At 66.2% G+C, this 26,472-nt stretch carries 23 protein-coding genes and 1 pseudogene; 14 read left to right on the top strand and 10 right to left on the bottom strand.

Going from position 1 to position 26,472, the window contains the following annotated elements:
* Nucleotides 1–42 precede the first annotated feature (42 nt).
* Both IEW02_RS25455 and IEW02_RS25450 read left to right on the top strand, forming a co-directional pair.
* Nucleotides 43–249: pseudogene (locus IEW02_RS25455) on the top strand (pirin family protein); the annotation flags it as partial.
* Entirely contained in the window at nucleotides 244–639 is a 396-nt protein-coding gene (locus IEW02_RS25450; protein ID WP_371829912.1) for a pirin family protein, read from the top strand. The pseudogene IEW02_RS25455 and the gene IEW02_RS25450, both read left to right, overlap by 6 nt.
* 17 nt (nucleotides 640–656) lie before the next feature.
* Here IEW02_RS25450 and leuS read toward each other — a convergent pair whose 3' ends face one another.
* Nucleotides 657–3,494, bottom strand: coding sequence for a leucine--tRNA ligase (gene leuS / locus IEW02_RS00910; RefSeq protein ID WP_188542838.1), 2,838 nt, complete (start codon nucleotides 3,492–3,494; stop codon nucleotides 657–659).
* 89 nt (nucleotides 3,495–3,583) lie between these two features.
* Between leuS and IEW02_RS00905 the strand changes: the two genes are divergently transcribed.
* Nucleotides 3,584–3,982, top strand: a complete 399-nt coding sequence (locus IEW02_RS00905) for an SdpI family protein (protein ID WP_229745713.1) — start codon at nucleotides 3,584–3,586, stop codon at nucleotides 3,980–3,982.
* 7 nt (nucleotides 3,983–3,989) lie between these two features.
* Nucleotides 3,990–4,964, top strand: a complete 975-nt coding sequence (locus IEW02_RS00900) for a bile acid:sodium symporter family protein (RefSeq protein WP_371829911.1) — start codon at nucleotides 3,990–3,992, stop codon at nucleotides 4,962–4,964.
* A gap of 1 nt (nucleotide 4,965) precedes the next feature.
* Here IEW02_RS00900 and IEW02_RS00895 read toward each other — a convergent pair whose 3' ends face one another.
* From IEW02_RS00895 to IEW02_RS00885, 3 genes are read right to left on the bottom strand one after another with little or no spacing between them, the layout of a single operon-like run.
* The gene (locus tag IEW02_RS00895; RefSeq protein ID WP_188542836.1) at nucleotides 4,966–5,334 is read right to left on the bottom strand and encodes a hypothetical protein; all 369 of its coding nucleotides are present in this window, start codon (nucleotides 5,332–5,334) and stop codon (nucleotides 4,966–4,968) included.
* 10 nt (nucleotides 5,335–5,344) lie between these two features.
* Complete coding sequence (locus IEW02_RS00890) at nucleotides 5,345–6,283, bottom strand: hypothetical protein (protein ID WP_188542835.1); 939 nt, start codon at nucleotides 6,281–6,283, stop codon at nucleotides 5,345–5,347.
* 2 nt (nucleotides 6,284–6,285) lie between these two features.
* Nucleotides 6,286–6,642, bottom strand: a complete 357-nt coding sequence (locus tag IEW02_RS00885; RefSeq protein WP_188542834.1) for a GntR family transcriptional regulator — start codon at nucleotides 6,640–6,642, stop codon at nucleotides 6,286–6,288.
* Nucleotides 6,643–6,714: 72 nt separating this feature from the next.
* Here IEW02_RS00885 and gad point away from each other — a divergent pair, with 72 nt between their 5' ends.
* Nucleotides 6,715–8,100 carry a glutamate decarboxylase gene (gad, locus tag IEW02_RS00880; protein ID WP_188542833.1) on the top strand — a complete coding sequence of 462 codons (1,386 nt, stop codon included), beginning with the start codon at nucleotides 6,715–6,717 and terminating at the stop codon, nucleotides 8,098–8,100.
* Here the strand turns inward: gad and IEW02_RS00875 are convergent.
* The gene (locus tag IEW02_RS00875) at nucleotides 8,097–8,711 is read right to left on the bottom strand and encodes a YqgE/AlgH family protein (protein ID WP_371829910.1); all 615 of its coding nucleotides are present in this window, start codon (nucleotides 8,709–8,711) and stop codon (nucleotides 8,097–8,099) included. The genes gad and IEW02_RS00875 overlap by 4 nt on opposite strands.
* A 44-nt stretch (nucleotides 8,712–8,755) precedes the next feature.
* On the opposite strand from IEW02_RS00875, the gene IEW02_RS00870 reads away from it, so the two are divergent.
* Nucleotides 8,756–10,012: an MFS transporter gene (locus IEW02_RS00870; RefSeq protein WP_188542832.1), complete on the top strand. Its 1,257-nt coding sequence runs from the start codon at nucleotides 8,756–8,758 to the stop codon at nucleotides 10,010–10,012.
* Here IEW02_RS00870 and IEW02_RS00865 read toward each other — a convergent pair.
* Nucleotides 9,977–11,437 (bottom strand): CCA tRNA nucleotidyltransferase, encoded by a 1,461-nt coding sequence (locus IEW02_RS00865; RefSeq protein ID WP_188542831.1) that lies wholly within the window; start codon nucleotides 11,435–11,437, stop codon nucleotides 9,977–9,979. The genes IEW02_RS00870 and IEW02_RS00865 overlap by 36 nt on opposite strands.
* A gap of 97 nt (nucleotides 11,438–11,534) precedes the next feature.
* Between IEW02_RS00865 and IEW02_RS00860 the strand changes: the two genes are divergently transcribed.
* From IEW02_RS00860 to IEW02_RS00825, 8 genes are all read left to right on the top strand, one after another.
* Nucleotides 11,535–12,086 (top strand): NUDIX hydrolase, encoded by a 552-nt coding sequence (locus tag IEW02_RS00860; RefSeq protein ID WP_188542830.1) that lies wholly within the window; start codon nucleotides 11,535–11,537, stop codon nucleotides 12,084–12,086.
* Complete coding sequence (locus IEW02_RS00855; protein WP_188542829.1) at nucleotides 12,083–14,428, top strand: DUF6049 family protein; 2,346 nt, start codon at nucleotides 12,083–12,085, stop codon at nucleotides 14,426–14,428. The genes IEW02_RS00860 and IEW02_RS00855 overlap by 4 nt, the downstream gene beginning before the upstream one ends.
* 278 nt (nucleotides 14,429–14,706) lie before the next feature.
* Complete coding sequence (locus tag IEW02_RS00850) at nucleotides 14,707–18,513, top strand: lipid II flippase MurJ (RefSeq protein ID WP_188543914.1); 3,807 nt, start codon at nucleotides 14,707–14,709, stop codon at nucleotides 18,511–18,513.
* A gap of 79 nt (nucleotides 18,514–18,592) precedes the next feature.
* Complete coding sequence (sigM, locus tag IEW02_RS00845) at nucleotides 18,593–19,171, top strand: RNA polymerase sigma factor SigM (protein ID WP_188542828.1); 579 nt, start codon at nucleotides 18,593–18,595, stop codon at nucleotides 19,169–19,171.
* A 58-nt stretch (nucleotides 19,172–19,229) separates the two neighbouring features.
* Entirely contained in the window at nucleotides 19,230–19,910 is a 681-nt protein-coding gene (locus tag IEW02_RS00840) for an RsmA family anti-sigma factor (protein WP_188542827.1), read from the top strand.
* 175 nt (nucleotides 19,911–20,085) lie between these two features.
* Nucleotides 20,086–21,075, top strand: coding sequence for a thioredoxin-disulfide reductase (gene trxB / locus IEW02_RS00835; protein ID WP_188542826.1), 990 nt, complete (start codon nucleotides 20,086–20,088; stop codon nucleotides 21,073–21,075).
* A 45-nt stretch (nucleotides 21,076–21,120) separates the two neighbouring features.
* Nucleotides 21,121–21,456 (top strand): thioredoxin, encoded by a 336-nt coding sequence (gene trxA / locus IEW02_RS00830; protein WP_188542825.1) that lies wholly within the window; start codon nucleotides 21,121–21,123, stop codon nucleotides 21,454–21,456.
* A gap of 121 nt (nucleotides 21,457–21,577) precedes the next feature.
* Nucleotides 21,578–22,765, top strand: coding sequence for an N-acetylmuramoyl-L-alanine amidase (locus IEW02_RS00825; RefSeq protein WP_188542824.1), 1,188 nt, complete (start codon nucleotides 21,578–21,580; stop codon nucleotides 22,763–22,765).
* A gap of 9 nt (nucleotides 22,766–22,774) precedes the next feature.
* Here IEW02_RS00825 and IEW02_RS00820 read toward each other — a convergent pair whose 3' ends face one another.
* From IEW02_RS00820 to rsmG, 4 genes are all read right to left on the bottom strand, one after another.
* Nucleotides 22,775–23,473 (bottom strand): GNAT family N-acetyltransferase, encoded by a 699-nt coding sequence (locus tag IEW02_RS00820; protein WP_188542823.1) that lies wholly within the window; start codon nucleotides 23,471–23,473, stop codon nucleotides 22,775–22,777.
* Nucleotides 23,474–23,711: 238 nt separating this feature from the next.
* The gene (locus IEW02_RS00815; RefSeq protein ID WP_188542822.1) at nucleotides 23,712–24,692 is read right to left on the bottom strand and encodes a ParB/RepB/Spo0J family partition protein; all 981 of its coding nucleotides are present in this window, start codon (nucleotides 24,690–24,692) and stop codon (nucleotides 23,712–23,714) included.
* 7 nt (nucleotides 24,693–24,699) lie between these two features.
* Nucleotides 24,700–25,683 carry a ParA family protein gene (locus IEW02_RS00810; protein ID WP_188542821.1) on the bottom strand — a complete coding sequence of 328 codons (984 nt, stop codon included), beginning with the start codon at nucleotides 25,681–25,683 and terminating at the stop codon, nucleotides 24,700–24,702.
* 40 nt (nucleotides 25,684–25,723) lie between these two features.
* Nucleotides 25,724–26,437, bottom strand: coding sequence for a 16S rRNA (guanine(527)-N(7))-methyltransferase RsmG (gene rsmG / locus IEW02_RS00805; RefSeq protein WP_188542820.1), 714 nt, complete (start codon nucleotides 26,435–26,437; stop codon nucleotides 25,724–25,726).
* Nucleotides 26,438–26,472: the final 35 nt, after the last annotated feature.

Below are 26,472 nucleotides of genomic sequence, written 5' to 3'. Positions count from 1 at the left end.
GGTAACGCATACTTAAAACACAGGCAAAGGACGTCGTTCCCGGCGACCGGAAACTTCGACTTGGCATCGAACGCGCATGGAGTCCTTCTGGTCCACAACGAAGACACCGTCGCACCCGGCGAAGGGTTCGACAGGCACCATCACGAGAACATGGAGATCATCACCTGGGTGCTCGAAGGCGCGCTGCGGCACGAAGATTCGGTGGGCAACGTCGGTGTGATCAGGCCCGGCACCGTACAGCGGATGAGCGCCGGCACCGGACGGCGGCTCCGGGTTGTGCAGATGTGGGTACCGCCGACCGTTCCGAATCTTGCTCCGTCGTACCAGGAACGCGATGTCACCGCCGCGCTCGCGGGAGGTGGTCTGGTGACGGTAGCGGGCGAGGGCGGGGCGGTCACCATCGGCAACCGTGACGCGGCGCTCCAGGTTGCGCAACTCGAAGCCGGTCGATCGATCGTGATTCCGACGGCGCCGTTCGGCCACGTGTTTGTCGCGAAGGGCTCAGCCGGTTTCGAGGGCATCGGGCTTGTCGAGCACGGGGATGCGGTGCGGCTGACCGACAGTGGGGGTCAGAGACTTCAGGCTGAAAGCGCGTGCGAGGTGTTGGTGTGGGAGATGCAGGCGGCCGCACCCCGGTGATCAGGACAAAGGGATTGCTACAGCACCACGTTCACCATCCGGCCCGGCACCACGATGACCTTCTTGGGATCCTTTCCGTCCAGCAACGCCACTATTTTCTCGTCCGCCAACGCGGCAGCCGAGACGTCCTCACGCGACGCGTCGGCAGCGACCGAGATGCGGCTCCGCACCTTGCCGTTGACCTGAATGGGGTAGTCGACGGTGTCGTCGACCAACCACTTCTCCTCGGCGACGGGGAACGGGCCGTGGGCCAAGGAACCGGTGTGGCCCAACATGTTCCACAGCTCTTCGGCCAGATGGGGCGCCAGCGGAGCCAGCATCAGCACCACCGGCTCCACCGCGGCACGCGGCGCGCCCGCGGGGTACTCCTTGGTGAGGTAGTTCGTCAGCTCGATCAGCTTCGCGCCGGCCGTATTGTCGCGTAGCGCAGCATAATCCGCGTCCACACCCTGTACCGCGCGGTTGACGGCACGCTGGGTGTCGTCGGACAGCGCCTCGTCGGTGACTCGAACCGCGCCGGACTCCTCGTCGACCACCAGACGCCACACACGCTGCAGGAAGCGTTGCGCACCGACGACATCCTTCGTCGCCCACGGCCGGGACGTGTCCAGCGGACCCATCGACATCTCGTACATGCGAAGTGTGTCGGCGCCGTACTGTTCGAAGATCTCGTCGGGGGAGACCGAGTTCTTCAGACTCTTGCCCATCTTGCCGTACTCCCGGTTGACCTCGGTGCCCTCGAAGAAGTACTTACCGCCCTCTTCGGTGACCTCCTCGGCGGGCACGTAGACACCGCGGGCGTCGGTGAACGCGTACGCCTGGATGTAGCCCTGATTGAACAGACGACGGTACGGCTCCTTCGAGCTGACGTGCCCGAGGTCGAAGAGCACCTTGTGCCAGAACCGCGCGTACAGCAGGTGCAGCACCGCATGTTCCACGCCGCCGACATAGAGATCCAGCCCGCCGGGATCGTTCTCGCCGTGCAAGTCCGGGCGTGGGCCCATCCAGTAGGCCTCGTTCTCCGGCGCGCACATCTGCTCCGCGTTCGTCGGATCGATGTATCGCAGCTGATACCAGGAACTTCCGGCCCACTGCGGCATCACGTTGGTGTCGCGGTGGTAGGTCTGCAGTCCGTCGCCGAGGTCGAGTTCGACGTCGACCCAGTCGGACGCCTTCGCGAGCGGGGGCGACGGTTCGCTGTTGGCGTCGTCGGGATCGAACGAGACGGGGGCGTAGTCCTCGACCTCGGGCAGTTCGACCGGCAACATGGTGTCCGGCAACGGGAATGCTGCCCCGTCCGCGTCGTACACGATCGGGAACGGTTCTCCCCAGTAGCGCTGACGCGCGAAGAGCCAGTCACGTAGCTTGTACTGGATGGTGCCCTGTCCGCGACCGTCCTTCTCCAGTCGCGACACGATCTCGGCCTTTGCGTCGTCGACGGACATGCCGTCGAGGAACTGCGAATTCACCAGTTCACCGGGGCCCGTGTACGCCGATTCGGTGACGTCGCCACCGGAGATGACCTCGGCGATCGGCAGACCGAACGCCGTCGCGAACTCCCAGTCGCGCTGATCGTGCGCGGGGACGGCCATGATGGCGCCCGTTCCGTACCCGGTCAGGACGTAATCGGCGATGAACACCGGAACCTTCTCGCCGTTCACGGGGTTGGTGGCGTACGCGCCGGTGAAGACGCCTGTCTTCTCCTTGTTCTCCTGACGTTCGAGGTCGGACTTCGCGGCGATGGCGCGGCGGTACTCTCCGACGGCCAGCAGCGGCGTCCCCTCCCCGAGAGTCCACCGATCGTCGACGTCGACGGGCCAAGCCACTGCGACGATGTCGTCGACCAGTGGATGTTCGGGCGCCAGAACGACATACGTGGCGCCGAACAGCGTGTCCGGGCGGGTGGTGAAGACATCGATGGGTTCGGTGCCGGACCCGTGCGGCAGGTCGGCGAGGAACGTGACCCGCGCACCGCGAGAACGACCGATCCAGTTGCGCTGCATGGACTTGACCTTGTCCGGCCAGTCCAACAGGTCCAGATCGTCGATCAGCCGGTCGGAATACGCGGTGATACGCATCATCCACTGCCGCAGGTTCTTTCGGAACACGGGGAAGTTCCCGCGGTCGCTGCGCCCGTCGGCGGTGACTTCTTCGTTGGCGAGCACGGTTCCGAGACCGGGGCACCAGTTGACCAGCGAATTCGACTGGTAGACGAGCCGGTGACCGTCGATCACGGTCTTGCGCTCGGACGCCGTCAGCGAACTCCATGCACGGCCGTCCGGCAAACCCCTCGACCCGGAATCGAATTCGGCTTCCAGCTCCGCGATGGGCCGCGCCTTGCCCGCCGACGCGTCGTACCACGCACCGTAAATCTGCAGGAAGATCCACTGCGTCCAGTGGTAGAAGTCGACGTCGGTGGTCGCGAGCGAGCGTCGGGTGTCGTGGCCGAGTCCGAGGCGACCCAACTGTCGTCTCATGTTCGCGATGTTGGCCTCTGTGGTGGTGCGCGGGTGCGTGCCGGTCTGCACGGCGTACTGCTCGGCCGGCAGCCCGAAGGCGTCGTAGCCGAGGGTGTGCAGAACGTTGCGCCCGTGCATGCGGTGGTAGCGGGCGAACACGTCCGTGGCGATGTACCCGAGTGGGTGACCGACGTGCAGGCCGGAACCGGAGGGGTACGGAAACATGTCCTGAACGAACAGCTTGTCGTCGGGGACCGGTCCGGCAAGTGAACCGACCGGATTGGGCGCGTCGAACGTGCCCTCGGCGGCCCAGCGCTCCTGCCACTGCGCCTCGATACGTCCGGCCAACTGCGCGGTGTAGCGAAATTCGGGTGCAGTTTCCTGTTGCTCGGTCACCGGGCAAGCCTAAAGCGTGGCACTTCACCGGCCTAAAGCGTGACCGTCCGCGTCTCGTCCACCGCCCGCGGGGACGTATCGTGGAGGACGTGATTGCTGCCATCGTCTTGCTCGTCTGCGCCGTGTTCGTCGGAAGCGTCGCCGTCCTCGCGCTCGCACGCAAGCTGCCGCGCAACCGCTTCGCGGGCGTTCGTACGCCCGCTTCGATGAGCTCCGACGACGCATTCGCCGTGGCCAACCGAGTTGCCGGGCCGACCACCGCCGCCGCCGCATTGTTCCTCGTCTTCGGTGCCATCGCGTCGCTCGCGTTCGGTGGCTGGGCTGCGAGTGGTGCCGTCCTGGTCTGCGTCGCCGCCGCACTCGTCATCGCCGGGATGGGCGGAAGCATGGGTGCTCGCGCCGCCGCAGCACTGCCCAAGCCCGAAGCCGCCGGATGCGGACATGCGTGTACGTCGTGCAGCCTGAAGGACGCCTGCCAGCCCTCCTGACGTGGGAATATCTTCCAAACTGGCCGCAGCCAAGCTCGACGGTTTCGTTCTCGGGATCGTCGCGGCGGCTGTCCTCGCCAGTATTTTCCCGGTGTCGGGCACGGCCGAGAACGTCCTGACGTGGGTGACGAAGATCAGCGTCGCCCTGCTGTTCCTGCTCTACGGCGCCAGGCTCTCGCCCACCGAGGCACTCGAAGGTGTCAAACACTGGCGCTTGCACTCGGTGGTGCTCGCCTCGACGTACATCCTCTTCCCGTTGATCGGACTGGCCCTGCGCATCCTGGCGCCGACGGTTCTGACGGACGATCTCTACACCGGTGTGCTCTACCTGTGCCTGGTTCCGTCGACCATCCAGTCGTCGATCGCATTCACCTCGATCGCGCGCGGCAACGTCGCCGGCGCGGTGGTGAGTGCGTCGCTCTCGAACATTCTGGGCGTGTTCGTGACGCCGCTGCTCGTGATCTTGCTCATGAACACCTCGGGCCAGGCGACGGTCGGGGTGTCGGCGGTCGGTGACATCCTTCTGCAGCTTCTCGTCCCGTTCGTCGTCGGACAACTGCTGCGCCCATTGGTCGCGGACTGGCTGAGCCGCCATTCGGCGCCGACCAAGATCGTCGACCGCGGTTCGATTCTGTTGATCGTGTACTCCGCGTTCAGCGCCAGCATGAACGAGCACGTGTGGTCGTCCGAGTCGGTCTGGCACATCGTCGCGGTGGTCGTCGTCTGCGCTGGGCTGCTCGCGGTGATACTTGCGGTGACGGCTCTGATCGGCCGCTGGCTGAAGTTCGACCGTGCCGACCGCATCGTGATCCTGTTCTGCGGGTCCAAGAAGAGCTTGGCCAGTGGGCTGCCGATGGCGTCGGTGTTGTTCGCGGGCCAACCTGTGGGTTTGATCGTGTTGCCGCTGTTGATCTTTCACCAGATCCAGCTGATCGTGTGTGCGGTACTGGCCGGTCGCTACGAGCGGCAGGAAGTGGCCTGACCTACTGCATCGACTTGCGGATCTCGTCCAGCTTTCGGCGGCCTGCCTCGTCCCGTGCGGCTACCTGCTCTTCGAGGGAGGGGCTGTCGAGCTCACGCTGTCCGGCCGCGGTACCGGCACGGCCGGTGATGCGCTCACGCACGGAATCGAACGTGGGAACACCCCCCTCCGTGAACCCCGGCTCCGTGATCCCCTGACCGATCACCATCGGCGGATCGACGTCGGGCAGTACTTCGGCCTGGACTACACCGGCCGCCGCGTCGTGGATGTCGCGCAACGCAGGCCTGGTGCTCGTCACCCGCGCGATGAGAGCGCGCAGTTCGTCGTCCGCCAGTGAATCGAGGTGGCCCGGTGACTCGAAATCGTCCATGCCCGCCAGCCTACGACCGACCGGACCTCGCGATCTGCCCGTTCAGCAACTGCGCGGCGGTCTCGGGATCGTCCACAGTGATCACCAGCGGCCGGTTCTCGGTGCGGTGCACCTCGAGCGCGACACCGCTCCGGAGCGCAATACCGGTGCGCCCCTTCCGTCCCAGTCGCAGACCGAAACCGCCGAACTCTCGCAGCGCGCCCACAGTGGTGGCTTCCGCGTAGTCGATCTCCGCGAGCGGGGCCGTGACGGTGGGGAAGCCGAGCAGCGGTGTGGCGGTGAGCCCGCGCCGATCGACGGTGATCCGCCATGTCATCTGGCTTCCCACCAGAACGAGGACGACGAGACCGATCATCAGCGGGAACCAGGTTCCGGTGATCGCGGAAACCACGACACAGACCATGAACCCCACCGTCGTCACCGCCACTCCCACCCTGCTCGACGCCGTACGCGTCCACACGGCCGTCTCGTCGTCCGCCAGCTCGATGCGCGACGCGTCGGCCGGCAACGACGACGCGGGAGGGCGCGGGTCGTCGTGGGGCGTCAGAAACCACGCCGCTGCGGCCACCGCGATGGCGAGGACGAACGCCACGATCAGTACGCCGTCGACGGATTCCGTCCTCGCACCGCCACTCTGGACGGCGACGGTACCCACCAGCACGACTCCGAGGTAGACGGCCTGCCACACCGACACGGCAGCCAGAAGAGCGCGAACGAGATGATCGACGTGGGTCGCACGCAGCAGGAAGGCGGACAGCAATCCGGAGAACAGCAGTGTCGTCACCGCGAACACCGCGGTCATCGTGTGCAGGGATCCCGTGCGCGATTCACCGGTGACGAGCGCGTCGGGCAGATCGCCGGGCCAGAACAGGACGGCGAGTACCGCCACGACGGTGACCAGTACCGGAACGCCGGCAACGAGAAGCAGTGAACGCGTGCGAACAGTCATGGCTATTCCTGACGTAGGGCGGAGCGGAGCAGTGAGGTGGTGGCGTCGTGCGAGAGTCCGAGTCGATCGGACTCGGCGACAACCACTTTCAGTGCCTTCTGTAGGTCGGTCCAGTCGCGGGAGCCCGCACTGATCACGGCTCCGCGTCCGCGGCGCAGTTCGAGCAGCCCCTCGTCGCGCAGCACCTGATATGCGCGAAGGACCGTGTGGACGTTGACGTCGAGCGACGCCGCCAGTTCTTTCGCCGTCGGTAACCGCTCACCGGTGGTGACGTCTCCTCGGATGACCGCGTTCCGGAGCGCACCGGCGAGTTGGGCGAAGAGGGGCTCCGGTGCGGAGGGGTCGACTCGGATCAACACAGCATCATCGTATAGTTCTAGTGGTAATAGAACAAGAGTCGATTCTCAGGAACACGGTCTACCGTCACGATCATGACGCGATTCGACCATCCCGACGGTGTGATCAGACCTGCCTACACGGGACGGCTCGCGACCGATCCCATTCCGGCGCTACGGCTCCCGGCCGACTCGATGGACCCGAGTGCGGCATACCGGTTCATTCACGACGAATTGATGCTCGACGGCAGCTCCCGACTGAACCTCGCCACCTTCGTCACCACATGGATGGACCCCGAAGCCGAGAAGTTGATGTCGGAGACCTTCGACAAGAACATGATCGACAAGGACGAGTACCCCGCCACCGCGTCGATCGAAGAACGGTGCGTCAACATGGTGGCCGCACTGTGGAACGCGCCCGACCTCTCACCCACCGATTCGTCGTCCGCCACCGGGGTGTCGACCATCGGGTCCAGCGAAGCCGTCATGCTCGCCGGGCTGGCGTTGAAATGGCGGTGGCGAGCGCGGCGGCGCGAGGCCGGAGCCGACGCGTCGCGGCCCAATCTCGTTCTGGGAAGCAATGTTCAGGTGGTGTGGGAGAAGTTCTGCCGCTACTTCGACGTCGAGCCGAAGTACCTGCCCATGGACAAGGGTCGGTACGTCATCACGCCCGAACAGGTCACGGCAGCCGTCGACGAGAACACGATCGGCGTCGTCGCCATTCTGGGCACCACCTTCACCGGCGAACTGGAACCGGTTGCCGAGATCTCCCGTGCTCTGGACGATCTCGCTGCGGGCGGCGGGCCGGACGTGCCCATTCACGTCGACGGTGCGAGCGGAGGCTTCGTGGTCCCGTTCCTCGACCCGGACCTCGAGTGGGACTTCCGGCTCGAACGGGTGAAGTCCATCAACGCCAGCGGCCACAAGTACGGCCTGACCTACCCCGGCCTCGGCTTCGTCGCGTGGCGCACCGCGGACGACCTTCCCGAAGATCTGGTCTTCCGAGTCAACTACCTCGGCGGCGACATGCCCACATTCACCCTGAACTTCTCACGCCCGGGCAACCAGGTCATCGGGCACTACTACAACTTCCTGCGCCTCGGGCACGGCGGTTACACGCGCATCATGGAAGCGTTGCGCGACACGGCAACTCGGGTGGGGCGGCACCTAGCCGACCACCCGGACTTCGAGGTGATCACCGACGGCACCGCCATCCCGGTGGTGTCGTTCATGCTTCACGGCGATCCCGGCTTCTCCGTCTTCGACATCTCGCACGAGCTCCGCGCCCGCGGATGGCAGGTGCCTGCCTACACGATGCCGGAGAATGCCACCGACGTGGAGGTTCTCCGCATCGTGGTGCGCGAGGCCTTCAGTGCGGACCTGGGCAGATTACTGTGCGAAGCCATCGACGCAGTCGTGTCGGATCTCCACAAACGGGTTGCGGGAGAGCAGCATCCGAAGAAAGAGCACTTCGCGCACTAATTGCTCGCCACGTCCACCGGATGCGTCGCCAGCATCGCCAACGGCATCGGCTGGCGGCGCAACACGTGCGCCCACAGGTCCGTCTGCGGCGGTCCGATCAGATCTGACGGTAACGCGGACACCACCATCCAGTCGTCCCGCTGCAGCTCGCCGTGGAGCTGGCCCAACGACCAGCCGGAGTATCCGGCGAAGATGCGTACCCCGTCGACCATGGGGGCGATGTCGTCGGGATCCGAGTCCAGGTCGACCATCACCACCCGGCCGTCTACGCGGCGGATGCCGCGCACACCGTCCGGGTCCACACCTCGTCGAAGCGTCGCCAGGCACAGGGCCGAATCTCGCTTGACCGGCCCGCCCACGAACAGCGTCTTCGGCTGGGCGGTCAGATCGGACCACTGCGGCAGCACACCGCGGACCGCCGTCTCGCTGGGGCGATTCACGACCACCCCGAGGCTGCCCGCATCGTTGTGCTCGATGACGTAGATGACGGTGCGCCGGAACGTCGGCTCCACCAACTCCGTCGACGAGAGCAGCAAACTTCCGGGACGAACGACGTGATCGGTCGACGCCGTACGGTCCTCCGGTTCCTCCGCGTATCCCACGCGATCCATCATCGCACCGGCAACCGCGATTGGCTGGGAGATAGTGTCTCGTCATGTCCGCCGAGACGAGTGTGCGCACCCGGTTGCGCCGATCGCCCGGCGCGCTCCGACTGACCGTGGTGAAGTTCGCCGGTCAGTTCGGGGACGGGATGTTCCAGGCGGCGCTCGGTGGCGCCATCCTGTTCAATCCCGAACGGGAAACCGACCCCATTGCGATCGCGGCGGGGTTCGCAGTACTGCTTCTGCCCTACTCGCTGGTGGGTCCGTTCGCGGGAGCGCTGCTGGACCGGTGGGACAGACGTTCGGTACTGCTGTGGGCGAACCTGTTGCGCGGCATCCTGATAGGCGTCGCAGCGGTTCTGCTGGCCACCGGCGGGGGTGACACCCCGCTGCTCGTCACGGCACTCGCGGCGGTCGGGGTCAGCAGGTTCGTTCTGGCTGGGGTGTCGGCGTCGCTTCCCAACGTGGTGCGCGCGTCGTGGCTGGTGCCGATGAACTCGGTCCTCGCCACCGTCGGCTCGGGTGTGTCAGCGGCCGGGGCGGGCGTCGCCGTTGCCGTGATCGGCATCGTCGGGTCGGGGGACGCGGCCGGGGCCGTGGCGACCGGCCTGTCGATCATCGGGTCCGTGATCGGAATCGCTGCGGCAGCCGGCTTCCGCGCCGGCGTACTGGGCCGGGGAGGGGACGGCAACACCTCTGCAGTCGGGGACGTCCTGCGCGGGTTCGCCTCGGCCGCCGCGTCGGTGTGGCGCGCACAGTCGGTGCTGGCCGCGATGTTCGGCATCGGTGCGCACCGCATCGTGTTCGGGATCGACACGCTCGTGATGGTGTTGCTGTTGCGCGAGAACACCTCCGACGGAGTAGTGCCGGCCGGATTTGCCGGATTCGGTGTCGCACTCACGGCGACCGCGGCCGGGATGTTGCTCGCCGCGCTCCTCACGCCGGTACTGATTCCTCGGATCGGCCGCCGACGCACGATCGCCGGCGGGCTGTTCACCGCCGCGCTGGTTCAGGGACTGCTGATCGCAACTCTCACCCCGGACGTCATCGTTGTCGGCGCGTTCTTCCTCGGTGTAGCCGGCCAGACGATCAAGCTGACCGGCGACGCGGCCATGCAGCTCGACGTCGACGACGCCCACCGCGGACGCGTCTTCTCCTTGCAGGACACCGTCTTCAACGTGGCGTTCGTCGGAGCGATCGCGGTGTCGGCGGTGTTCGTCGACCACACGCAGGTGCTGGTGTACGCAGGCGCGGTCGTCTACGCGCTCGCGCTCCTACTGGGAGCGGCGGCTCGCCCACCACGCCAGTAGCTCCCGCTCCGCGTCGTCCCGGTCCATCGGGCCTCGATCGAGCCGCAACTCCTTCAGGAATTTCCACGCCTGTCCCACCTCCGGGCCGGCGGGGATGCCGAGCAACTCCATGATCGCGTTGCCGTCGAGATCCGGGCGAACCCTGGCCAGATCCTCCTGCTCCTCGATGCGCGCGATGCGCTGTTCGAGGTCGTCGTACGTCGCCTGCAGCGCGGCGGCGCGGCGCTTGTTGCGGGTGGTGCAGTCGGCCCGCACCAGCTTGTGCAGCCGGGGAAGCAGGTCGCCGGCGTCCGTGGCGTAGCGGCGCACCGCCGAATCCGTCCACTGACCTTTGCCGTACCCGTGGAACCGCAGGTGCAGGAACACCAGCTGCGCGATGTCGTCGGTCAGCTTCTTGGGAAACTTCAACGCGCGTAAGCGCTTTCGCACCATTTTGGCCCCAACCACCTCGTGGTGGTGGAAGCTGACGCCGCCGCCGGGTTCGTTGCGTTTGGTGTCCGGCTTGCCGATGTCGTGCAGAAGCGCAGCCCACCGCAGCACCAGGTCGGGGTCACCGTCCTCGAGGTCGATGGCCTGCTGCAGCACGGTGAGGGAGTGCCAGTACACGTCCTTGTGCTGGTGATGCTCGTCGATCTCGAGCTTCATCGCGGGTATCTCGGGAAGGATGCGCGACGCCAGACCGGTCTCGCACATGACCTCGATCCCGTCGACGGCGAACTCGCCGAGGATCAGCTTGTCCAACTCGACGGCGACCCGCTCCACGGTGATGCGGTCGATCTGATCGGCCATCTCGGTGATCGCGGAGAACACCCGCGGAAGGAGTGTGAATCCGAGCTGCGCCGCGAACCGGGCGGCCCGCAGCATGCGGAGGGGGTCGTCGCCGAACGACGTCTCGGGCGCTCCCGGAGTATCGAGCACCCCGTCGAGCAGGGCGTCCAGCCCACCGAGCGGGTCGACGAACTCCTGCGACCCGTCGGCCCCGAGGCGGACGGCCATCGCATTGACGGTGAAGTCTCGGCGGACGAGGTCGTCCTCCAGCGTCGAACCGAACGTGACCAGCGGGTTTCGTGACACACGGTCGTACTGGTCGGCGCGGAAGGTGGTGATCTCGATCTGCTTGCCGCGCCAGACCGCGCTGATCGTTCCGAAGTCGATGCCGGTGTCCCACTGATGATCGACCCAGCCGGACAACAGTTTCTGCACGTCCGCAGGGCGAGCGTCGGTCGTGAAGTCGAGATCGTCGGCCAATCTCCCGAGCAGAGCGTCGCGCACACTGCCACCGACGAGGTACAACTCGAACCCCTTCTCGGCGAATCGAGCGCCGAGCGGACCGAGGACGTCGGCGTGGTCTCGCAGAGCCACGGTCGCCGAGGCCAGCAGACGGTCACGGCGACCGACGTCGGAAGTTCGAGACGAATCGGCCACGACGACGCAGCCTACCGACGTGGTCGTACCGGCCCCCGGGCACGGTCGCGGGCGCGGTGCGGAGGGGCAGGACAGAGAAAGAACTAGTATCGGGCGGGTGTCCGGTGCCGAGCGAGCGAAAAGGAACCGCCGAGGAGTTCGGCGGCGCCCTCGCTCCGGTGAAAAACCGGCCCTGCGTACGGTCCGCGAAACCTCGGCCGGTGGCCTGGTCGTCGACGGGCTGGACGGACCGCGGGAGAAACAGTGCGCCGCGCTGATCGGGCGAACCGATCGACGCGGCCGACTGCTGTGGTCGCTGCCCAAGGGACACATCGAGTCGGGTGAAACGCCCGAGCAGACCGCCATGCGCGAAGTGGCGGAGGAAACCGGCATCAGCGGCACCGTTCTCGCACCGCTCGGCAGTATCGACTACTGGTTCGTCACCGAAGGTCGACGCGTACACAAGACCGTCCACCATTACCTACTGCGATTTCTCGGTGGGCAACTGTCCGACGCCGACGTCGAGGTAACCGAAGTTGCCTGGGTTCCCTTGGAGGAGCTCGGTTCCAAACTCGCCTACGCCGACGAACGCAAGCTCGCCGAGCTGGCCGGCGAAATGATCGCCCGAATGGACTCCGACACCGGTCCAGACCGTCCCTCGGCCGAATGAGCCCGGGGTCTTCCTGCCGCAGATTGCTGTCGGTCGTGTTCGCCGTGCTCGTTCTCGTTCTGTTCGCGTCTCCCGACGCCGGTGCACAACCGACCGACGCCCAGCCCACCGAAGAACGGGCCCCCGCCGAGGCACAGGACGCACAGTTCCTCGCGCTGTCCGTCGATTCCGTCACCCCGACGACGGTCACCACCAGCAGCCCGTCCACCGTGACGGTGACGGGAACCGTCCGCAACGTCGGTGACCGCGTGGTCGACGAGGTGGCAGTGCGTCTGCAGCGTGCTGCTCCTGTGTCCGCTCCCGAACAGCTCCGCACGGCGCTGACGTTCGACCAGGACGTCTTCGACACCGTCGGCGACTTCGTGACACTGACCGACGAACTCGACGTCGGACGATCCGCGCCCTTCACGCTGTCCATGCCGCTGCGATCCCCGTCCGGGCCGTCCCTCGACATCACCGCGCCCGGGATCTTCCCGATGCTCGTGAACGTCAACGGTGCACCGGACTACGGCCAGCAAGCCCGACTCGACGACGCCCGCTTCCTGCTGCCCGTCCTCGGTGTTCCCCGTGACCCCCTGGCCGTCGACCCGGCTGCTCCGACGGCCGCTCCTCTTCCCCCGGACACCGCGAACCCTGTCGCCGTCTCGGTGGCCTGGCCGCTCGCCGACCGTCCGCGCCTCGCCGCCGGCAATCCCGGTTCTCTCGACGACAAGGTACGACTGGTCGACGACGACTTGGCCTCGTCCCTCGCGTCGGGCGGCCGGCTCGAGGGGTTGGTCTCGGCCCTCGAATTCGCGACCGGGACCGCGGTCGATCCCGGTGGGTCGCTGGCCAACAGCGTGTGTCTCGCCGTCGACCCGGATCTGCTGGTCACCGTGTCCAACATGACGCGCGGATACCTCGTCGTCGACAACCCGGCCGATCCCACAGGGCCGTCCCACGACGGCACCGGGGCAGACGCCGCTGCCGCGTGGCTCGACCGCGTCCGTGCGTTGGCGTCGAAGCTGTGCGTGACGGCGGTGCCGTTCGCCGGTACCGATCTGTCCGCCGTCGCGGAGATCGCCGATCCGTTGTTGACGGCCAGCGCCGTGTCCACACCCTCGGACGTCGTCGACACGATTCTGGGGGTGACGTCCCGCCAGGGGCTCACCTGGCCGGACTCCGGCGTCGTCGACGACACCACCGCCGCGACACTCGCCGAACAGGGTCAGAGCACCGCGCTCGTCGCGGCGAACGCCGTCGCCGGCGACCAACCGCAGGACCTGGTGAACGTCGCCGTGCCCGAGTCGCCGACCGGATCGATCCAAGCCGCCTTGTTCGATCCGTCGTCGGCCACCGCGCTCGCGGCACTGGGCGACCAACCGCAGACACCGTCGTTCACCCCCCGCGATCAGGTGTACGACCTCGCCGAGGATTCACGAACTGCGCGTCTGCAAGATGCCATCGGTGCCCTGACCTGGAAATCGCTCACCCCGACGCCCGGCCGGGAGCGCACTCTCACCGTGGTTCCCCCGCAAGGATGGACCGCGGACGCCGACGAGGCCGGCGCCGTCCTCGGAACCGTATCGGGCATGTTGCGATCCGGATTGGGCACTCCGCGGCCCTGGTCGGTGTTCCTGGGCCGCCAAGTCACTGCCGCTCCGACGACGCTGTCCTACCCACAGGCCGCGGCCGCGGACGGTGCACCCGCATCCGTGCGGGACGGAGCGGCCGGTCAGGTGGGCCGCATCGATTCACTGATGACGGCGCTGGTCGACGACCCACAGAACGCCTTGACGCCGCAACGGTTCACCAACCCGATGCGCGAAGACCTGCTCCGGGCCATGAGTACCTCCGACCGCCGCGGCGCACTGCGCACCGACGCAGAGACCGCCGCCGCGATTCGAGTGGGCAACGTCCGCGGAGAGGTCGATGCGACCCTTGCGTCGGTGAGCATCATCGCTCCCGGTGGTGTGTTCACTCTCGCGTCCGAGCAGAGCCCGCTTCTGCTGGTCGCACGCAACGATCTACCGATCGGCATCACCGTCCGGCTGGCCGTCGACGCGCCGCCCGCGATGGAGGTCGACGACATCGGCCCGACGCTGCTGCCGCCACGGGGGAGCCGCTCGCTGCAGGTGCCCGCGCGGGTCAGCGACTCGGAAAAGATGGTGGTGCAGCTTGGCCTGACGACGGCCGACGGAACGGTGTTGGGTGAACCGGCCACGGTGAACGTTCGTTCCAATGCGTACGGTCGAGCTTTGGCCATAATTACAGCGGGGGCCGGGGTTCTCCTGCTGCTTCTCGCGGGTCGGCGTCTCTGGCACCGATTCCGGGGACAGCCGGATCCAGCCGACGAAGGGTAAGAGGTAAGTCCATGACGGGGAGCACACCACGCGGGGACCGCGCGAGTTCTGCTCCGCAGGCACCGTGGGAACGGCCGGTGCCACCCAGGGTCGAAACCCCACCGGAGCCGACTGTCGAGCGTGCCGATCCGCCCACGCAACGGGCACAACCACGCCGCATCACCCCCGACGATCCGTACTACGCCGACGCGCCGTCGATCCGAGCGCCGGGCGAGCGCGCAGCACCGCAGCGGATACCCCCACGGACGGGACGACCCGGACCGCCCACCGATCGGACCATGAACCCGCCGCGGCAACCCTTGCGCCAACCCCCGCGTCAGCCTCCCCGACCGCCGCCCGCACCCCCCGTGTCGACGTCGAAGCAGCCCGAACCCGTCCAGAGCACCCAATCGACGTCGAAACTCTTATCGGCAACCGGGTCCATCGCCATCGCCACGCTGCTCAGCCGCATCACCGGTTTCTTCAAGCAGGCCATGTTCCTCACGGTTCTCGGTCCGCTCGTCGCAAGTTCGTACACCGTCGCCAGCGTCATCCCGAACATGATCTCCGAGTTCGTCCTGGGCGCGGTGCTCACCGCCATCGTCGTTCCGGTGCTCGTGCGCGCCGAACGAGAGGACGACGACCAGGGCACCGCCTTTGTTCGTCGCCTCTTCACCGCCGCACTGACGATGCTCGTGGTCGCCGCGGTCCTCGCCACCGCTGCTGCACCCGTTCTCACCAGCCTGTTCCTCGCATCCGACGGCAAGGGAAACATCGGGCTGACGACGGCCCTGCTGTACCTGCTGCTCCCGGCGATCATGTTCTACGGCCTCTCGGCCCTGTTCACGGCGATCCTCAACACCCGGCAGAACTTCAAGCCCGGTGCGTGGGCACCGGTACTCAACAACGTCGTCGTCCTGATCGTGCTGGTCGTGTATCTGCTGGTGCCCGGCGACATCTCGCTGGACCCCACGCGGCTGAGCGATCCCAAGCTGCTGGTCCTCGGTCTGGGTGTGACCGCCGGTGTGGTGGTGCAGGTGCTGACCCTCGTTCCGGCACTGCGTCGCAACCACATCGACCTGCGCCCGCTGTGGGGTCTGGACGCTCGCCTCAAGCAGTTCGGCGGCATGGCCGTCGCGATCGTCCTCTACGTCATGATCAGCCAGGTCGGCATGATCTTCGCAACGCGCATCTCGTCCACCGCCGACGTCGCGGGACCGGCCATCTACAACAACGCGTGGTTGCTTTTGCAGCTCCCGTACGGCGTGCTCGGAGTGACGCTGCTGACCGCGATCATGCCTCGCCTGAGCCGCAACGCCGCCGCGAACGACACACCCGCCGTGGTCGACGACCTTTCCGTTGCGACCCGCCTCACCATGCTCGCGCTCATCCCCGTCATCGGATTCCTCACCGTCGCCGGACCTCAGGTGGGCCAAGCCCTTTACGGCTACGGCAACTTCGGATCCGACGCCGGCCGCCTCGGTGAGGCCGTCAGCTACTCGGCATTCACCCTCATTCCGTACTCGCTCGTCCTCATTCACCTCCGCGTCTTCTACGCCCGCGAGCAGGCCTGGACCCCCACCTACATCGTCATCGGCATCACCTCGGTGAAGATTGCGTTGTCCTCCCTCGCCCCCGTGCTCGCGACGCAGGACAGTCAGGTCGTTCTCCTTCTCGGTGTGGCCAACGGTCTCGGCTACACCGCGGGCGCCGTCATCGGATGGATGCTGCTGCGTCGCAGTCTCGCCGACCTCAAGCTCGCAGGCGTCCAACGGACCGTCGGAGTGGTGCTCGGTGCCACCGTCTTCGCCGGAGCCGTCATGTACGGCGCCGATCGGCTGCTGGGTCTCGGCAACCTGACGTCCGGAGCCGGGTCTCTCCTGCGTGTCGCGTTCGACGGCGCGCTGATGATGCTCATCGTGTTCGCGATCCTCTACTTCGCCCACATTCCCGAGATCGTGGCCGTGGTCGCGGCGGTCAGTCGCAAGCTCGGCCGCGGTACTCCGCTGCCCGAGGCCGGTCGCCGGCAACCGGGCAGGCCGGAGGCCGGTCGCCGACAACCGAATCCGATGTTCGACGAAACCGACCTGATACCCGTTATCCGCACGGATTCAGGCCCCTCGCGACCAGGCTCCACTCCTGTCCCCCCTGAGGCGGCACTCCCGTACCCTGGTGCCCGGCGGAGTGCCTCCGACTGGGACAATCCGCGGAACGGACCGGCGGACGATTCCGAGACGACGGTCCTTCCTGCGTACATCGACACGGACGCACCGAACACAGGTGAAGGAGCTGCTTTGACCGACGACGAGGCTGCGGGGGGGCGCGTCCCCTCCGAAACCGGAGCCGACACGACTCCCGGTGGGGTGTCCACCGACACCGACGAGCGTCAGGTCACGGAAGCAGCGACCACCGAGGCAGCAGCATCCCCGGACGAGGCCGCAGACCGAGACGAGGCTGCCGAGGTCGCCCGCGAAACGCCCGTCGACACCGGCATGATTCCTACCGGCGCACCCGTGCTCCCACCCATGGGCGGGGCCGACAGCCCGCGCACACCGTTGCGCGGCCCACAGCTCATTCCCGGCGCCTCCGTCGCCGGCGGTCGCTACCGCCTCCTCGCTCCGCACGGTGGCGCCCGTGGACTGAAGTTCTGGCAGGCCCACGACGTCAAACTCGATCGCGAAGTGGCACTGACCTTCGTCGACGCCGACCAGCGTGCCGGCGGAGAGTCGCCCAGCAACGTCGACGGCCCGCAGGCCGTGCTCTCTCGCACCCTGCGGCTCGGACGCATCAATTCGCCGGGCCTCGCCCGCGTGCTGGACGTCGTCCGAGGTAGCTCCGGTGGAATCGTCGTGGCCGAATGGACACGGGGTCGTTCCCTGCGTGAGATGGCGGAGACCGTCCCGTCGCCCATCGGTGCCGCGAACGCGATCAAGTCACTGGCCGCTGCGGCCGAAGCCGCGCATCGTGGCGGTGGCGCCCTGTCGATCGATCATCCCGACCGCGTGCGCATCAGCACCAAAGGCGATGCGGTGCTTGCCTTCCCGGCCACACTGGGCGACGCCGATCCCGGTGCCGACGTGCGCGGTCTCGGCGCGATGCTCTACGCACTGATCACAGCCCGCTGGCCCCTCGGCGAACCGCCGAGCCCCGACGGCACATCCGGCAAGGGCTCGGCCACCGTCGGCGGCATGGCCCTGGCCGACCGAACAAGCGTCGGTGCCCCCGTGGAACCACGTGCGATCCGTCCGGACGTGCCGTTCGAGATCTCCGCCGTGGCGGTTCGGGCCCTCGAGCAGAACACCGGAATCCGCACGGCGGCAACGGTTCAACACATCCTCGGCCAGGCCGCGGTGGTCAACGAGCAGACCGAGATGATCCCTGCTCTTCGTCTCGGACAACGCACGCCCGGCTCGACCGGCCATGCCCTCGCCGATCCGGAAGATACTGCGGCAGAGAAGAAGAAGTCCAACCTGATGATCGCGGCGATGGTCGGCCTCGGCGCCGTCGTCGTCGTCATTCTCGGGCTTCTCGGCTGGTGGATTGCCAACTTCTTCACCGGCGGTAGTTCCGACGCTCCGCTGACTCAGCAGAACTTCGGACTGACCACCACCGTCGCCGCGCCGGCGGCGCCCGGGGACACCGCTGCTCCCTCCGCCGCACCGGCCAGCACACCGATCCCCATCGCGTCCGTCGAGGTGTTCTCGCCGCAGGGCAGCGCGGACAACCCGGGGACCGTCGACAACGTGCTGGACAACAATCCGTCGACCGTCTGGGACACCGACTCGTACTTCCAGCCGTTTCCGTCGCTCAAGAACGGTGTGGGCCTGCTGACGACCCTCGACAGCCCGAGCACGATCTCCAGCGTCTACATCAATTCCCCGTCACCGGGAACGGTGGTCGAGATTCGGTCGGCCAGCGATTCCTCGCCCACACTCGATCAGACCCAGGTCATCGGGTCGGGCACGTTGACGAACGGCCTCACCGAGATTGCCGTTCGGCCCGACGGTCCCGTCGACCACCTGCTGTTCTGGATCACCGATCTGAGCACCGCGGACGGCAACAACCGGTCCACGATCGCCGATGTCGGAGTGACCGGTACCAACTGATCGACCAGGGTTCCGTCACAACCGACCGGATGCCCTCTTCGGCCGACGAAACCGACCGATCGTCGGTTAACATCCGCGGGTGCGATTCAATCGGGGGGTCGCCGGGGATCACGCGACGGACGGTGAACTCCTGGCGGCGCACATCGCGGGGGATGCCGCGGCATTCGGCGTTCTCGTGCGCCGTCATTACGACCACCTGTGGCTGACCGCGCGTAGATCCAGTTACTCACCCGAGGACGCTGCCGACGCGCTGCAGGAAGCGCTGCTGTCCGCCCACCGCACGGCGGGATCATTCCGCGCGGACGCCGCCGTGCGCAGCTGGTTGCACCGCATCGTGGTCAACGCCTGCCTGGATCGAATCCGGCGCAACCGCGTCCGACCCACGATTCCCCTCGCCGAGGACGGTCACGAACCGCCGGAGCTCCGCAATCGGACTGCGGAGGTGGAGATGCAGATCGTGGTGGAGAAGGCCCTGTTCGCGCTGCCCGACGAGCAGCGTGCCGCAATCGTCGCGGTCGACATGGAGGGCCTCACCGTGGCCGAGGCGGCTCAAAAACTGGGCGTTCCGGTGGGGACGATCAAGAGCCGGTGCGCCCGAGGGCGACAGAAACTGGCGTTGGAGTTGAAGTCGTTGAAAGATCACGGGAACCGTTCGTAGCCGCGGGGCGTCAAACTGAGTGAGTGGACACGGCGGGTGCGGAAGGTGAGGTGGGTAGATGACCGATCGCGAGATCGCATCCGACCCTGCGCCTCCCTTCTCGGACGAGCTGCTGGCCGATCTGCACGCCGGCAACCTGGATCCCGAACTGGCCGCTCGTCTGTGGCCGGTGGTGCGGGCCGACCCGGCCTCGCGCGAGGTGATCGAGTCGCTCGACGACGTCGTGTCCCTGCTCGCCGCGCGCGGCAGTGACCTCGACGCCGGTGCCGAGGTGCCCGTCTGGGTACGCGACAGGCTGGATTCGACGCTCACGCGAGCGCGACCGTCGTCGCGCCGGTTCTCCTCCACACACGCCATGCTCTCCTTCGCGGCCGCCGCTGCAGTGGTGATCGTCGCCGCGGTGGTCGGTATCGGAACGTTGACGTCCGCACCCGACACACCGCCCGCACTCGCCGAGGGGACGTCGACCGGAATCGAGGGCACCCTGGTGTCCGGCACGATCGGCCGGTACGACAACGGCCCGTTCGCGAACCCTCGAGTCTTACGAGAATGTCTGCAGGCCAACGGAATAGACCCCGCAGCCACGTTGCTCGGTAGTTCGTCGGTCACGATCGACGGTCGACGCGCCACTCTTCTCATCGTGCCGGGCCCGGTGGCCCCGACGTTGACCGCGCTGGCGGTCGGCGACGGCTGCGGAGCCGGAACGCCCGACACCGTGTCCCGTAAGGACGTCGGCTAGGTCCTGCGGGAAGGCCGGAGGCCGGCCGGTGGATTTGCGGGAAGGCCGGAGGCCGGCCGGTGGATTCGCGGGAAGGCCGGTGGGGGTTTTCTCGAGGCTTGGAACATCGCGGCGTCATCTACTGTTGAAGCCACTACAAGGCCTTTGTTTTCGGAATTATTTTGGAAAGGCGGAGATGACTTCTCCAGACGTTCACGAATTGATCATCGTCGGATCCGGTCCGGCCGGGTACACAGCTGCGGTGTACGCGGCACGCGCCGAACTCGCACCGTTAGTCTTCGAAGGAACCCAGTTCGGTGGAGCGTTGATGACCACCACCGAGGTCGAGAACTTTCCCGGTTTCCGCGACGGCATCATGGGACCCGACCTGATGGAGCAGATGCGTGAGCAGGCCAAGCGTTTCGGCGCCGACATTCGCACCGAAGATGTCGACGAGCTCTCGCTGACCGGCGACATCAAGACGGTCACTGTCGGTGGCGAGACGTTCGCAGCTCGCACCGTCATTCTTGCCATGGGCGCAGCAGCTCGCTACTTGGGCGTGCCCGGCGAAGAGACCCTCCTGGGCCGGGGTGTCAGTGCGTGCGCCACATGCGACGGTTTCTTCTTCCGCGATCAGGACATCGCCGTGATCGGTGGTGGCGACTCCGCCATGGAAGAGGCCACGTTCCTGACTCGATTCGCGCGCAGCGTCACGATCGTTCACCGCCGCGACGAATTCCGCGCATCGCGCATCATGCTCGAGCGTGCGAAGGCGAACGAGAAGATCACCTTCGTCACCAACGCCGACGTCCTCGAGGTGCAAGGCGAGACCAGCGTGACCGGCTTGTCGATCAGGGATTCCCGTACCGGTGAGAGCCGCGTTCTTCCTGTCACCGGAGTCTTCGTCGCCATCGGGCACGATCCGCGCAGCGAGCTCGTTCGCGGCCAGGTCGAGTTGGACGACGCCGGCTACGTGAAGGTCTCCTCGCCCACGTCTGCCACCTCCATCGACGGTGTGTTCGCGGCCGGCGACCTGGTCGACCACGTCTACCAGCAGGCCATCACCGCGGCCGGTACCGGTTGCACTGCATCCATCGACGCCGAGCGCTGGTTGGCCGAGAAGGGTGACATCACCGAGAACACGCTGTCCAACGCCGACGAACCGGTCGACGCCGTCAGCGTCTGACCACCCCACCCGCCGATCTGCACTACCTATCTACGAGGAGCACACATGTCCGACGAGAAGAACACCGTCACCATCAGCGATGCGTCGTTCGACCAAGACGTTCTGGCCAGCGAGAAGCCCGTTCTGGTCGACTTCTGGGCCGAGTGGTGTGGTCCGTGCAAGATGGTCGGACCGGTCCTCGAAGAGATCGCGGCCGAGCATTCCGACAAGCTCACCATCGCCAAGCTCGACATCGATGCGAACCCGCAGGCCACACGTGATTTCAAGGTCATGTCGATTCCTACGATGATTCTCTTCCAAGATGGCAAGGCTGTGAAGCAGATCGTCGGAGCAAAGGGCAAGGCTGCTCTGCTCAAGGAACTGGACGCCGTGCTGTCCTGAGTCACCGTCTGTCCTGACTCACCGTCGATCGCCGTGGGATTGTCATATGGAGGACAATTTCTGCGACAATCGTCGAATGCGCCCGAGCGGAGGGCGCTCGGAGGGGAAGGGTTTGGCGAGTATGCATTCACTCCGTCGCGGCGATCGAGGACCTGCCGTCGCGGAACTGCGGGACACACTCGTCGGACTCGGCTACCTGACGGTTCCGAACGGAGACGGCGGCACCGAGTCACCCTGGACCGAACCGGATCCGCTGTACGACCTACGGATGGATCAAGCGGTGCGGGCGTTCCAGCAGCATCGCGGCCTTCTGGTCGACGGGGTCGTCGACCCGGCAACGTACCGCTCGATCCGTGAGGCCTCGTATCGGCTCGGTGCCCGCACACTGATCTATCAACTGTCGGCTCCGCTCTACGGCGATGACGTCGCCACTCTTCAAACGCGCCTGCAGGACCTCGGCTTCTACAACGGGCGGGTCGACGGCTTCTTCGGCCCCCAGACTCATGACGGTTTGTCGTCGTTCCAGCGTGAGATCGGACTCTCACCCGACGGAATATGCGGGCCCGCGACGTTGCGCTCTCTCGAACTCCTCGGCGCCCGAGTCACGGGCGGCTCTCCGCACGCGATCAGCGAAGAAGAGTTGGTGCGACGCTCCGGACCGCAACTGACCGGCAAACGGATCGTCATCGACCCCGGTCTCGGTGGGGACCAGATCGGTGCTGTGGTCGCCGCGACCGATGGCAGCGTCACCGAGGAATCGATCCTGTGGGATCTCGCCAGCCGGCTCGAAGGCCGCATGGCGGCAACGGGTATGGAGACCTACCTCTCGCGCAGTCGGTCCAGCAACCCGACCGATGCCGAGCGTGCCGAGATCGCCAACACCATCGGCGCCGACCTGTTGATCTCCCTCCGCTCCAGCACCCACAACAGCCCCGAAGCACGTGGTGTGGCCAGCTTCCACTTCGGCAACTCCCACGGCTCGGCGTCACTGATCGGCCAGGTACTCACCGGCTACGTTCAGCGTGAGATCGTGGCGCGAACACCGTTGCAGGACTGCAGAAGTCACGGACGAACGTGGGACCTGTTGCGTATGACCAACATGCCGACGATTCAGATCGACGTGGGTTACCTGTCGAACGAGTCCGACGCCGAGGTTCTCACCGACCCACGGTCCCGCGACGTGATCGCCGAGGCCATCCTCGTGGCGGTGAAGCGGCTGTATCTCCTGGGCCAGGACGATCAGCCGACCGGTACCTTCACGTTCGCCGAACTTCTCGCATACGAGCTCGCGGCTGCACCGCAGTCCTGACGTCCGGGTCTACCGGGCCCCCACCGGAACACGAGCGTCCGCTTCGGTCACGGTGAGCTCGGCGGCGGCAAGCAGGCGTTCGAGTGCTGCCTCGACGTCTTCCTTCCAACCGTGGTCTCTGTCCAGTTCGAGACGCAGCCGCGGGAACCGGTGGTGTGGTGCCACGATCTCGAAACCGAACTTCTCGAGAAAATCGGACTCGACCATGCAGGTGCCGTCCGAGCACGGTGCGTCACGCGGCGACGTCGGTGCGGCGAACCGTGCGTCGGTCTCGTCTTCCGTCAGGCGAACACCGAACGCCTCGAGCGCTCGCACTCCTCGGTTGACGAGATCTCGTACCACGGCTTGAAGCAACGACGTGTGCAACGACGCAGGGTCGTCGGCGCCCGCGGCCGCGCGTACCGACGTCAGTAACACGGCGTCATGACTCACCGGGCCGGTGGGGAAGGACGCGACTCGAGGGACGACGTCCGGCGGCGCATACAGTGCGCAGCCGACGGGAACTCCGTCTCGGACCGCCACCTGTCCACACGGGCCCCACTCGAGCATGACCATCGACAGCCACGCTTCCTTCTCGAACTCGGGATCGGCGAAACCTTTCGACGACTCGACAGCGGCCGGGTCCATGGTCCAGAAAACGCATTTCCGATCGTGAATCGGTAGGGTTTCGAAATTGTCGAGGGTGAGGGTGGAGACGAGCGTCGACACAGCGTTTCCAGCCTCCAAGCCCTACTCGACACAGATCGGCCTCAGGCCGTCCCGACGCCCCGGATTTTTCGCCTCCGTGGCTACTGTTCCGTTACAGAATAGGGGATCTGCGTGTCCGGTGTGCGAGGTGCGGCATCGATCTCGAAAGAGGCTGTGCTGCAACGGTTTTACCGATTCTTGCGCCACCTTCGTCACAGTGACGAAATGTCCGCTGGTGGCTGTACCTTCTCGAGAAACGTCAGATCGACTTCTGGCGCTCCATCATCTCCACGATGCGCTGAAGGTCGTCGACCGACCCGAACTCGACCACAATTTTGCCCTTACGCTTCCCCAAGCTCACCGTCACTCGCGTATCGAACGACTCCGACAGCCGTTCCGCGACGTCTTGCAAGCCCGGCATCTGGATGGGCTTACGCCGGGGAGTGGGTGTGGGGGATCCATCGTCGTCACGGTCCGCGAGGAGTACCGCCTCCTCCGTTGCCCGAACCGACAGCCCTTCGGCGACGATTCGGGCGGCCAGTGCCTCCTGCGCATCGGCGCCGGACTTCAGGGAGAGCAAGGCTCGAGCGTGCCCGGCAGACAACACGCCGGCTGCGACCCGTCGCTGAACCGGGATCGGGAGTCTCAGCAGACGAATCATATTGGTGATGACCGGACGCGAGCGTCCGAGCCGCGTCGCCAGTTCCTCGTGCGTGACGCCGAATTCCTCGAGCAACTGCTGATACGCGGCCGCTTCTTCCAGAGGATTCAGCTGTACCCGGTGAATGTTCTCGAGGAGCGCGTCGCGTAGGAGTGTGTCGTCCGCGGTCTCGCGCACGATGGCCGGGATGGCGTCGAGACCGGCCTCCTGGCTCGCCCGCCACCGGCGTTCGCCCATGACCAACTGGTACTTGTCCGGTGCGATCTCGCGGACGACGATCGGCTGCATCAGCCCGAACTCGCGGATCGAGTGCACCAGTTCGGCGAGTGCCTCGTCGTCGAACACGTGACGCGGCTGCTTCGGGTTGGGCTCGATCTTGCTCGGTGCGATCTCGCGATAGACCGCGCCGGCTTCCGTCAGTTCTTCCACCGGCTGCGGGGGAATGGGTGCCGAGTTCGACGTGTCACGCCCGATGACGACATCGGCAGCGGCCGACCCCAGCCCCGAGCCCGGTCCGGGCGACGTCGGGATCAGCGCAGCGAGGCCACGGCCGAGGCCGCCCTTCTTGGTCTGACTCATGTCCTCACTACTTCCGAGTTGTGGTGTCGGCGAGCCCGGATCGAGCCGCCAGCTCGCGACCGGCGTCGAGATAACTCATTGCTCCACGTGAACCAGGATCGTATTCAAGCACCGTCTGACCGTATCCCGGAGCTTCCGACACCTTGACGCTACGAGGGATGACGGCACGGAGAACGGCGTCCCCGAAGTGCCGGCGCACTTCCTCGGCGACCTGATCGGCCAGTTTCGTACGGCCGTCGTACATTGTGAGAATGACGGTCGAGACGTGCAGCTCGGGGTTCAGGTGCGCCTGCACGAGGTCGATGTTGCGTAGAAGCTGACCCACCCCCTCGAGCGCGTAATACTCGCACTGAATAGGTATGAACACCTCGGTCGCGGCAACCATCGCGTTCACGGTCAGCAGGCCCAACGAGGGTGGGCAATCGATCAGCACGAAATCGATACCCAACCCGTCGAGCGCCTCCTCCGACAACGCAGTCTTGAGCCGACCCTCGCGCGCGACCATCGACACCAGTTCGATCTCGGCGCCGGCCAGGTCGATCGTGGCGGGGATGCACATCAGGCGCTCGTTGTGTGCGCTGCGCTGGATCGCGTCCCGCGCCTGAACTTCACCGAGCAGTAGCTCGTAGCTCGACGGGGTACCCGACTGATGATCCGCCCCGAGAGCCGTACTCGCGTTCCCCTGTGGATCGAGGTCGACGACCAGAACGGTCAGCCCCTGGATGGCCAGCGCTGCCGCGATGTTCACCGCGGTGGTCGTCTTACCCACGCCGCCCTTCTGATTGGCAATCGTCAGGATGCGACGTTGCTTCAGCTTCGGCAGCGTTGTCCCTTGCGGGTGGAGGACCTGGCTCGCCCGCTGCGCTGCAGCTCCGATCGGGGTGTCGTCGGCGGAGATGGGGGAGTAGGACGCGAACGACGGCGACTTCTTCCCGCCTCCCTGCGACTCGGCTGTTTCACGTGAAACAACCCGCTCAGCTTCACCCGACATCAGATTCTCCTTCGACTACCCATCGATCGAACCGTTCGGCTCACCGGGGATGCAGGACCTTGGCGGCGCGCTTCGCGCTCACACGACGTTCTGCACGGACCACGATAGTCGGTGAACCGACAACTCCTTCACCGCAGCGCAGGACGGTGACGTTGCGAGCTCCGAGCCGCTCCAGCGCTTTCGCATCCCTGGCGATCTCGTCCTCGGCCGTCGACCCCTTCAGTGCCAACATGACGCCGCCGTCGTGGATCAGAGGCAGCGACCACCGAGCCAGCTTCTCCAACGGCGCCACCGCCCTGGACGTCACGAAGTCCGCGCCACCGGCCTCCTTCACGACTCCAGGCTGTTCGGCCCGACCTCGAACAACCTGGACTTCGACACCCAACGCATCCACGATCTCCACCAGGTACACCGTCCGCCGCAACAGCGGTTCGACAAGGCACACCTTGAGGTCCGGCCTCGCGATGGCCAACGGAATACCCGGCAGTCCGGCGCCGCTACCGACGTCCACCACCGAAGCTCCCGCCGGAATGAGCTCTGCCACGACCGCGCAGTTGAGCAAGTGGCGCTCCCACAACCGCGTCACTTCGCGTGGGCCGATCAGCCCGCGCTCGACTCCGTCAGTGGCGAGGGACGCGTGATAGGAACGTGCGAGTCCCTCTCGATCACCGAACACCGCTTTGATCTGCGCTGCCATTTCGGGGGTTTCTTCACTTCGATCGAACTCGGACTGTGTGTGTTCCACGTGAAACATCCTCCCGGGTACTGCGACGACGACGGCGAATTACA

This window comes from Rhodococcoides trifolii (assembly GCF_014635345.1).
GTDB classification, from domain to species: Bacteria; Actinomycetota; Actinomycetes; order Mycobacteriales; family Mycobacteriaceae; genus Rhodococcoides; species Rhodococcoides trifolii.
This window is presented reverse-complemented; position numbering and strand designations above follow the sequence as displayed.

Excerpts from the sequence above, each read along its gene's own strand:
- IEW02_RS25450 (WP_371829912.1), top strand. The coding sequence starts at position 244 with ATGAGCGCCGGCACCGGACGGCGGCTCCGGGTTGTGCAGATGTGGGTA.
- IEW02_RS00895 (WP_188542836.1), bottom strand. The coding sequence starts at position 5,334 with ATGGACGATTTCGAGTCACCGGGCCACCTCGATTCACTGGCGGACGAC.
- IEW02_RS00890 (WP_188542835.1), bottom strand. The coding sequence starts at position 6,283 with ATGACTGTTCGCACGCGTTCACTGCTTCTCGTTGCCGGCGTTCCGGTA.
- gad (WP_188542833.1), top strand. The coding sequence starts at position 6,715 with ATGACGCGATTCGACCATCCCGACGGTGTGATCAGACCTGCCTACACG.
- IEW02_RS00875 (WP_371829910.1), bottom strand. The coding sequence starts at position 8,711 with ATGGATCGCGTGGGATACGCGGAGGAACCGGAGGACCGTACGGCGTCG.
- IEW02_RS00870 (WP_188542832.1), top strand. The coding sequence starts at position 8,756 with ATGTCCGCCGAGACGAGTGTGCGCACCCGGTTGCGCCGATCGCCCGGC.
- IEW02_RS00855 (WP_188542829.1), top strand. The coding sequence starts at position 12,083 with ATGAGCCCGGGGTCTTCCTGCCGCAGATTGCTGTCGGTCGTGTTCGCC.
- IEW02_RS00850 (WP_188543914.1), top strand. The coding sequence starts at position 14,707 with ATGAACCCGCCGCGGCAACCCTTGCGCCAACCCCCGCGTCAGCCTCCC.
- IEW02_RS00840 (WP_188542827.1), top strand. The coding sequence starts at position 19,230 with ATGACCGATCGCGAGATCGCATCCGACCCTGCGCCTCCCTTCTCGGAC.
- trxB (WP_188542826.1), top strand. The coding sequence starts at position 20,086 with ATGACTTCTCCAGACGTTCACGAATTGATCATCGTCGGATCCGGTCCG.
- trxA (WP_188542825.1), top strand. The coding sequence starts at position 21,121 with ATGTCCGACGAGAAGAACACCGTCACCATCAGCGATGCGTCGTTCGAC.
- IEW02_RS00825 (WP_188542824.1), top strand. The coding sequence starts at position 21,578 with ATGCATTCACTCCGTCGCGGCGATCGAGGACCTGCCGTCGCGGAACTG.
- IEW02_RS00815 (WP_188542822.1), bottom strand. The coding sequence starts at position 24,692 with ATGAGTCAGACCAAGAAGGGCGGCCTCGGCCGTGGCCTCGCTGCGCTG.
- IEW02_RS00810 (WP_188542821.1), bottom strand. The coding sequence starts at position 25,683 with ATGTCGGGTGAAGCTGAGCGGGTTGTTTCACGTGAAACAGCCGAGTCG.
- rsmG (WP_188542820.1), bottom strand. The coding sequence starts at position 26,437 with ATGTTTCACGTGGAACACACACAGTCCGAGTTCGATCGAAGTGAAGAA.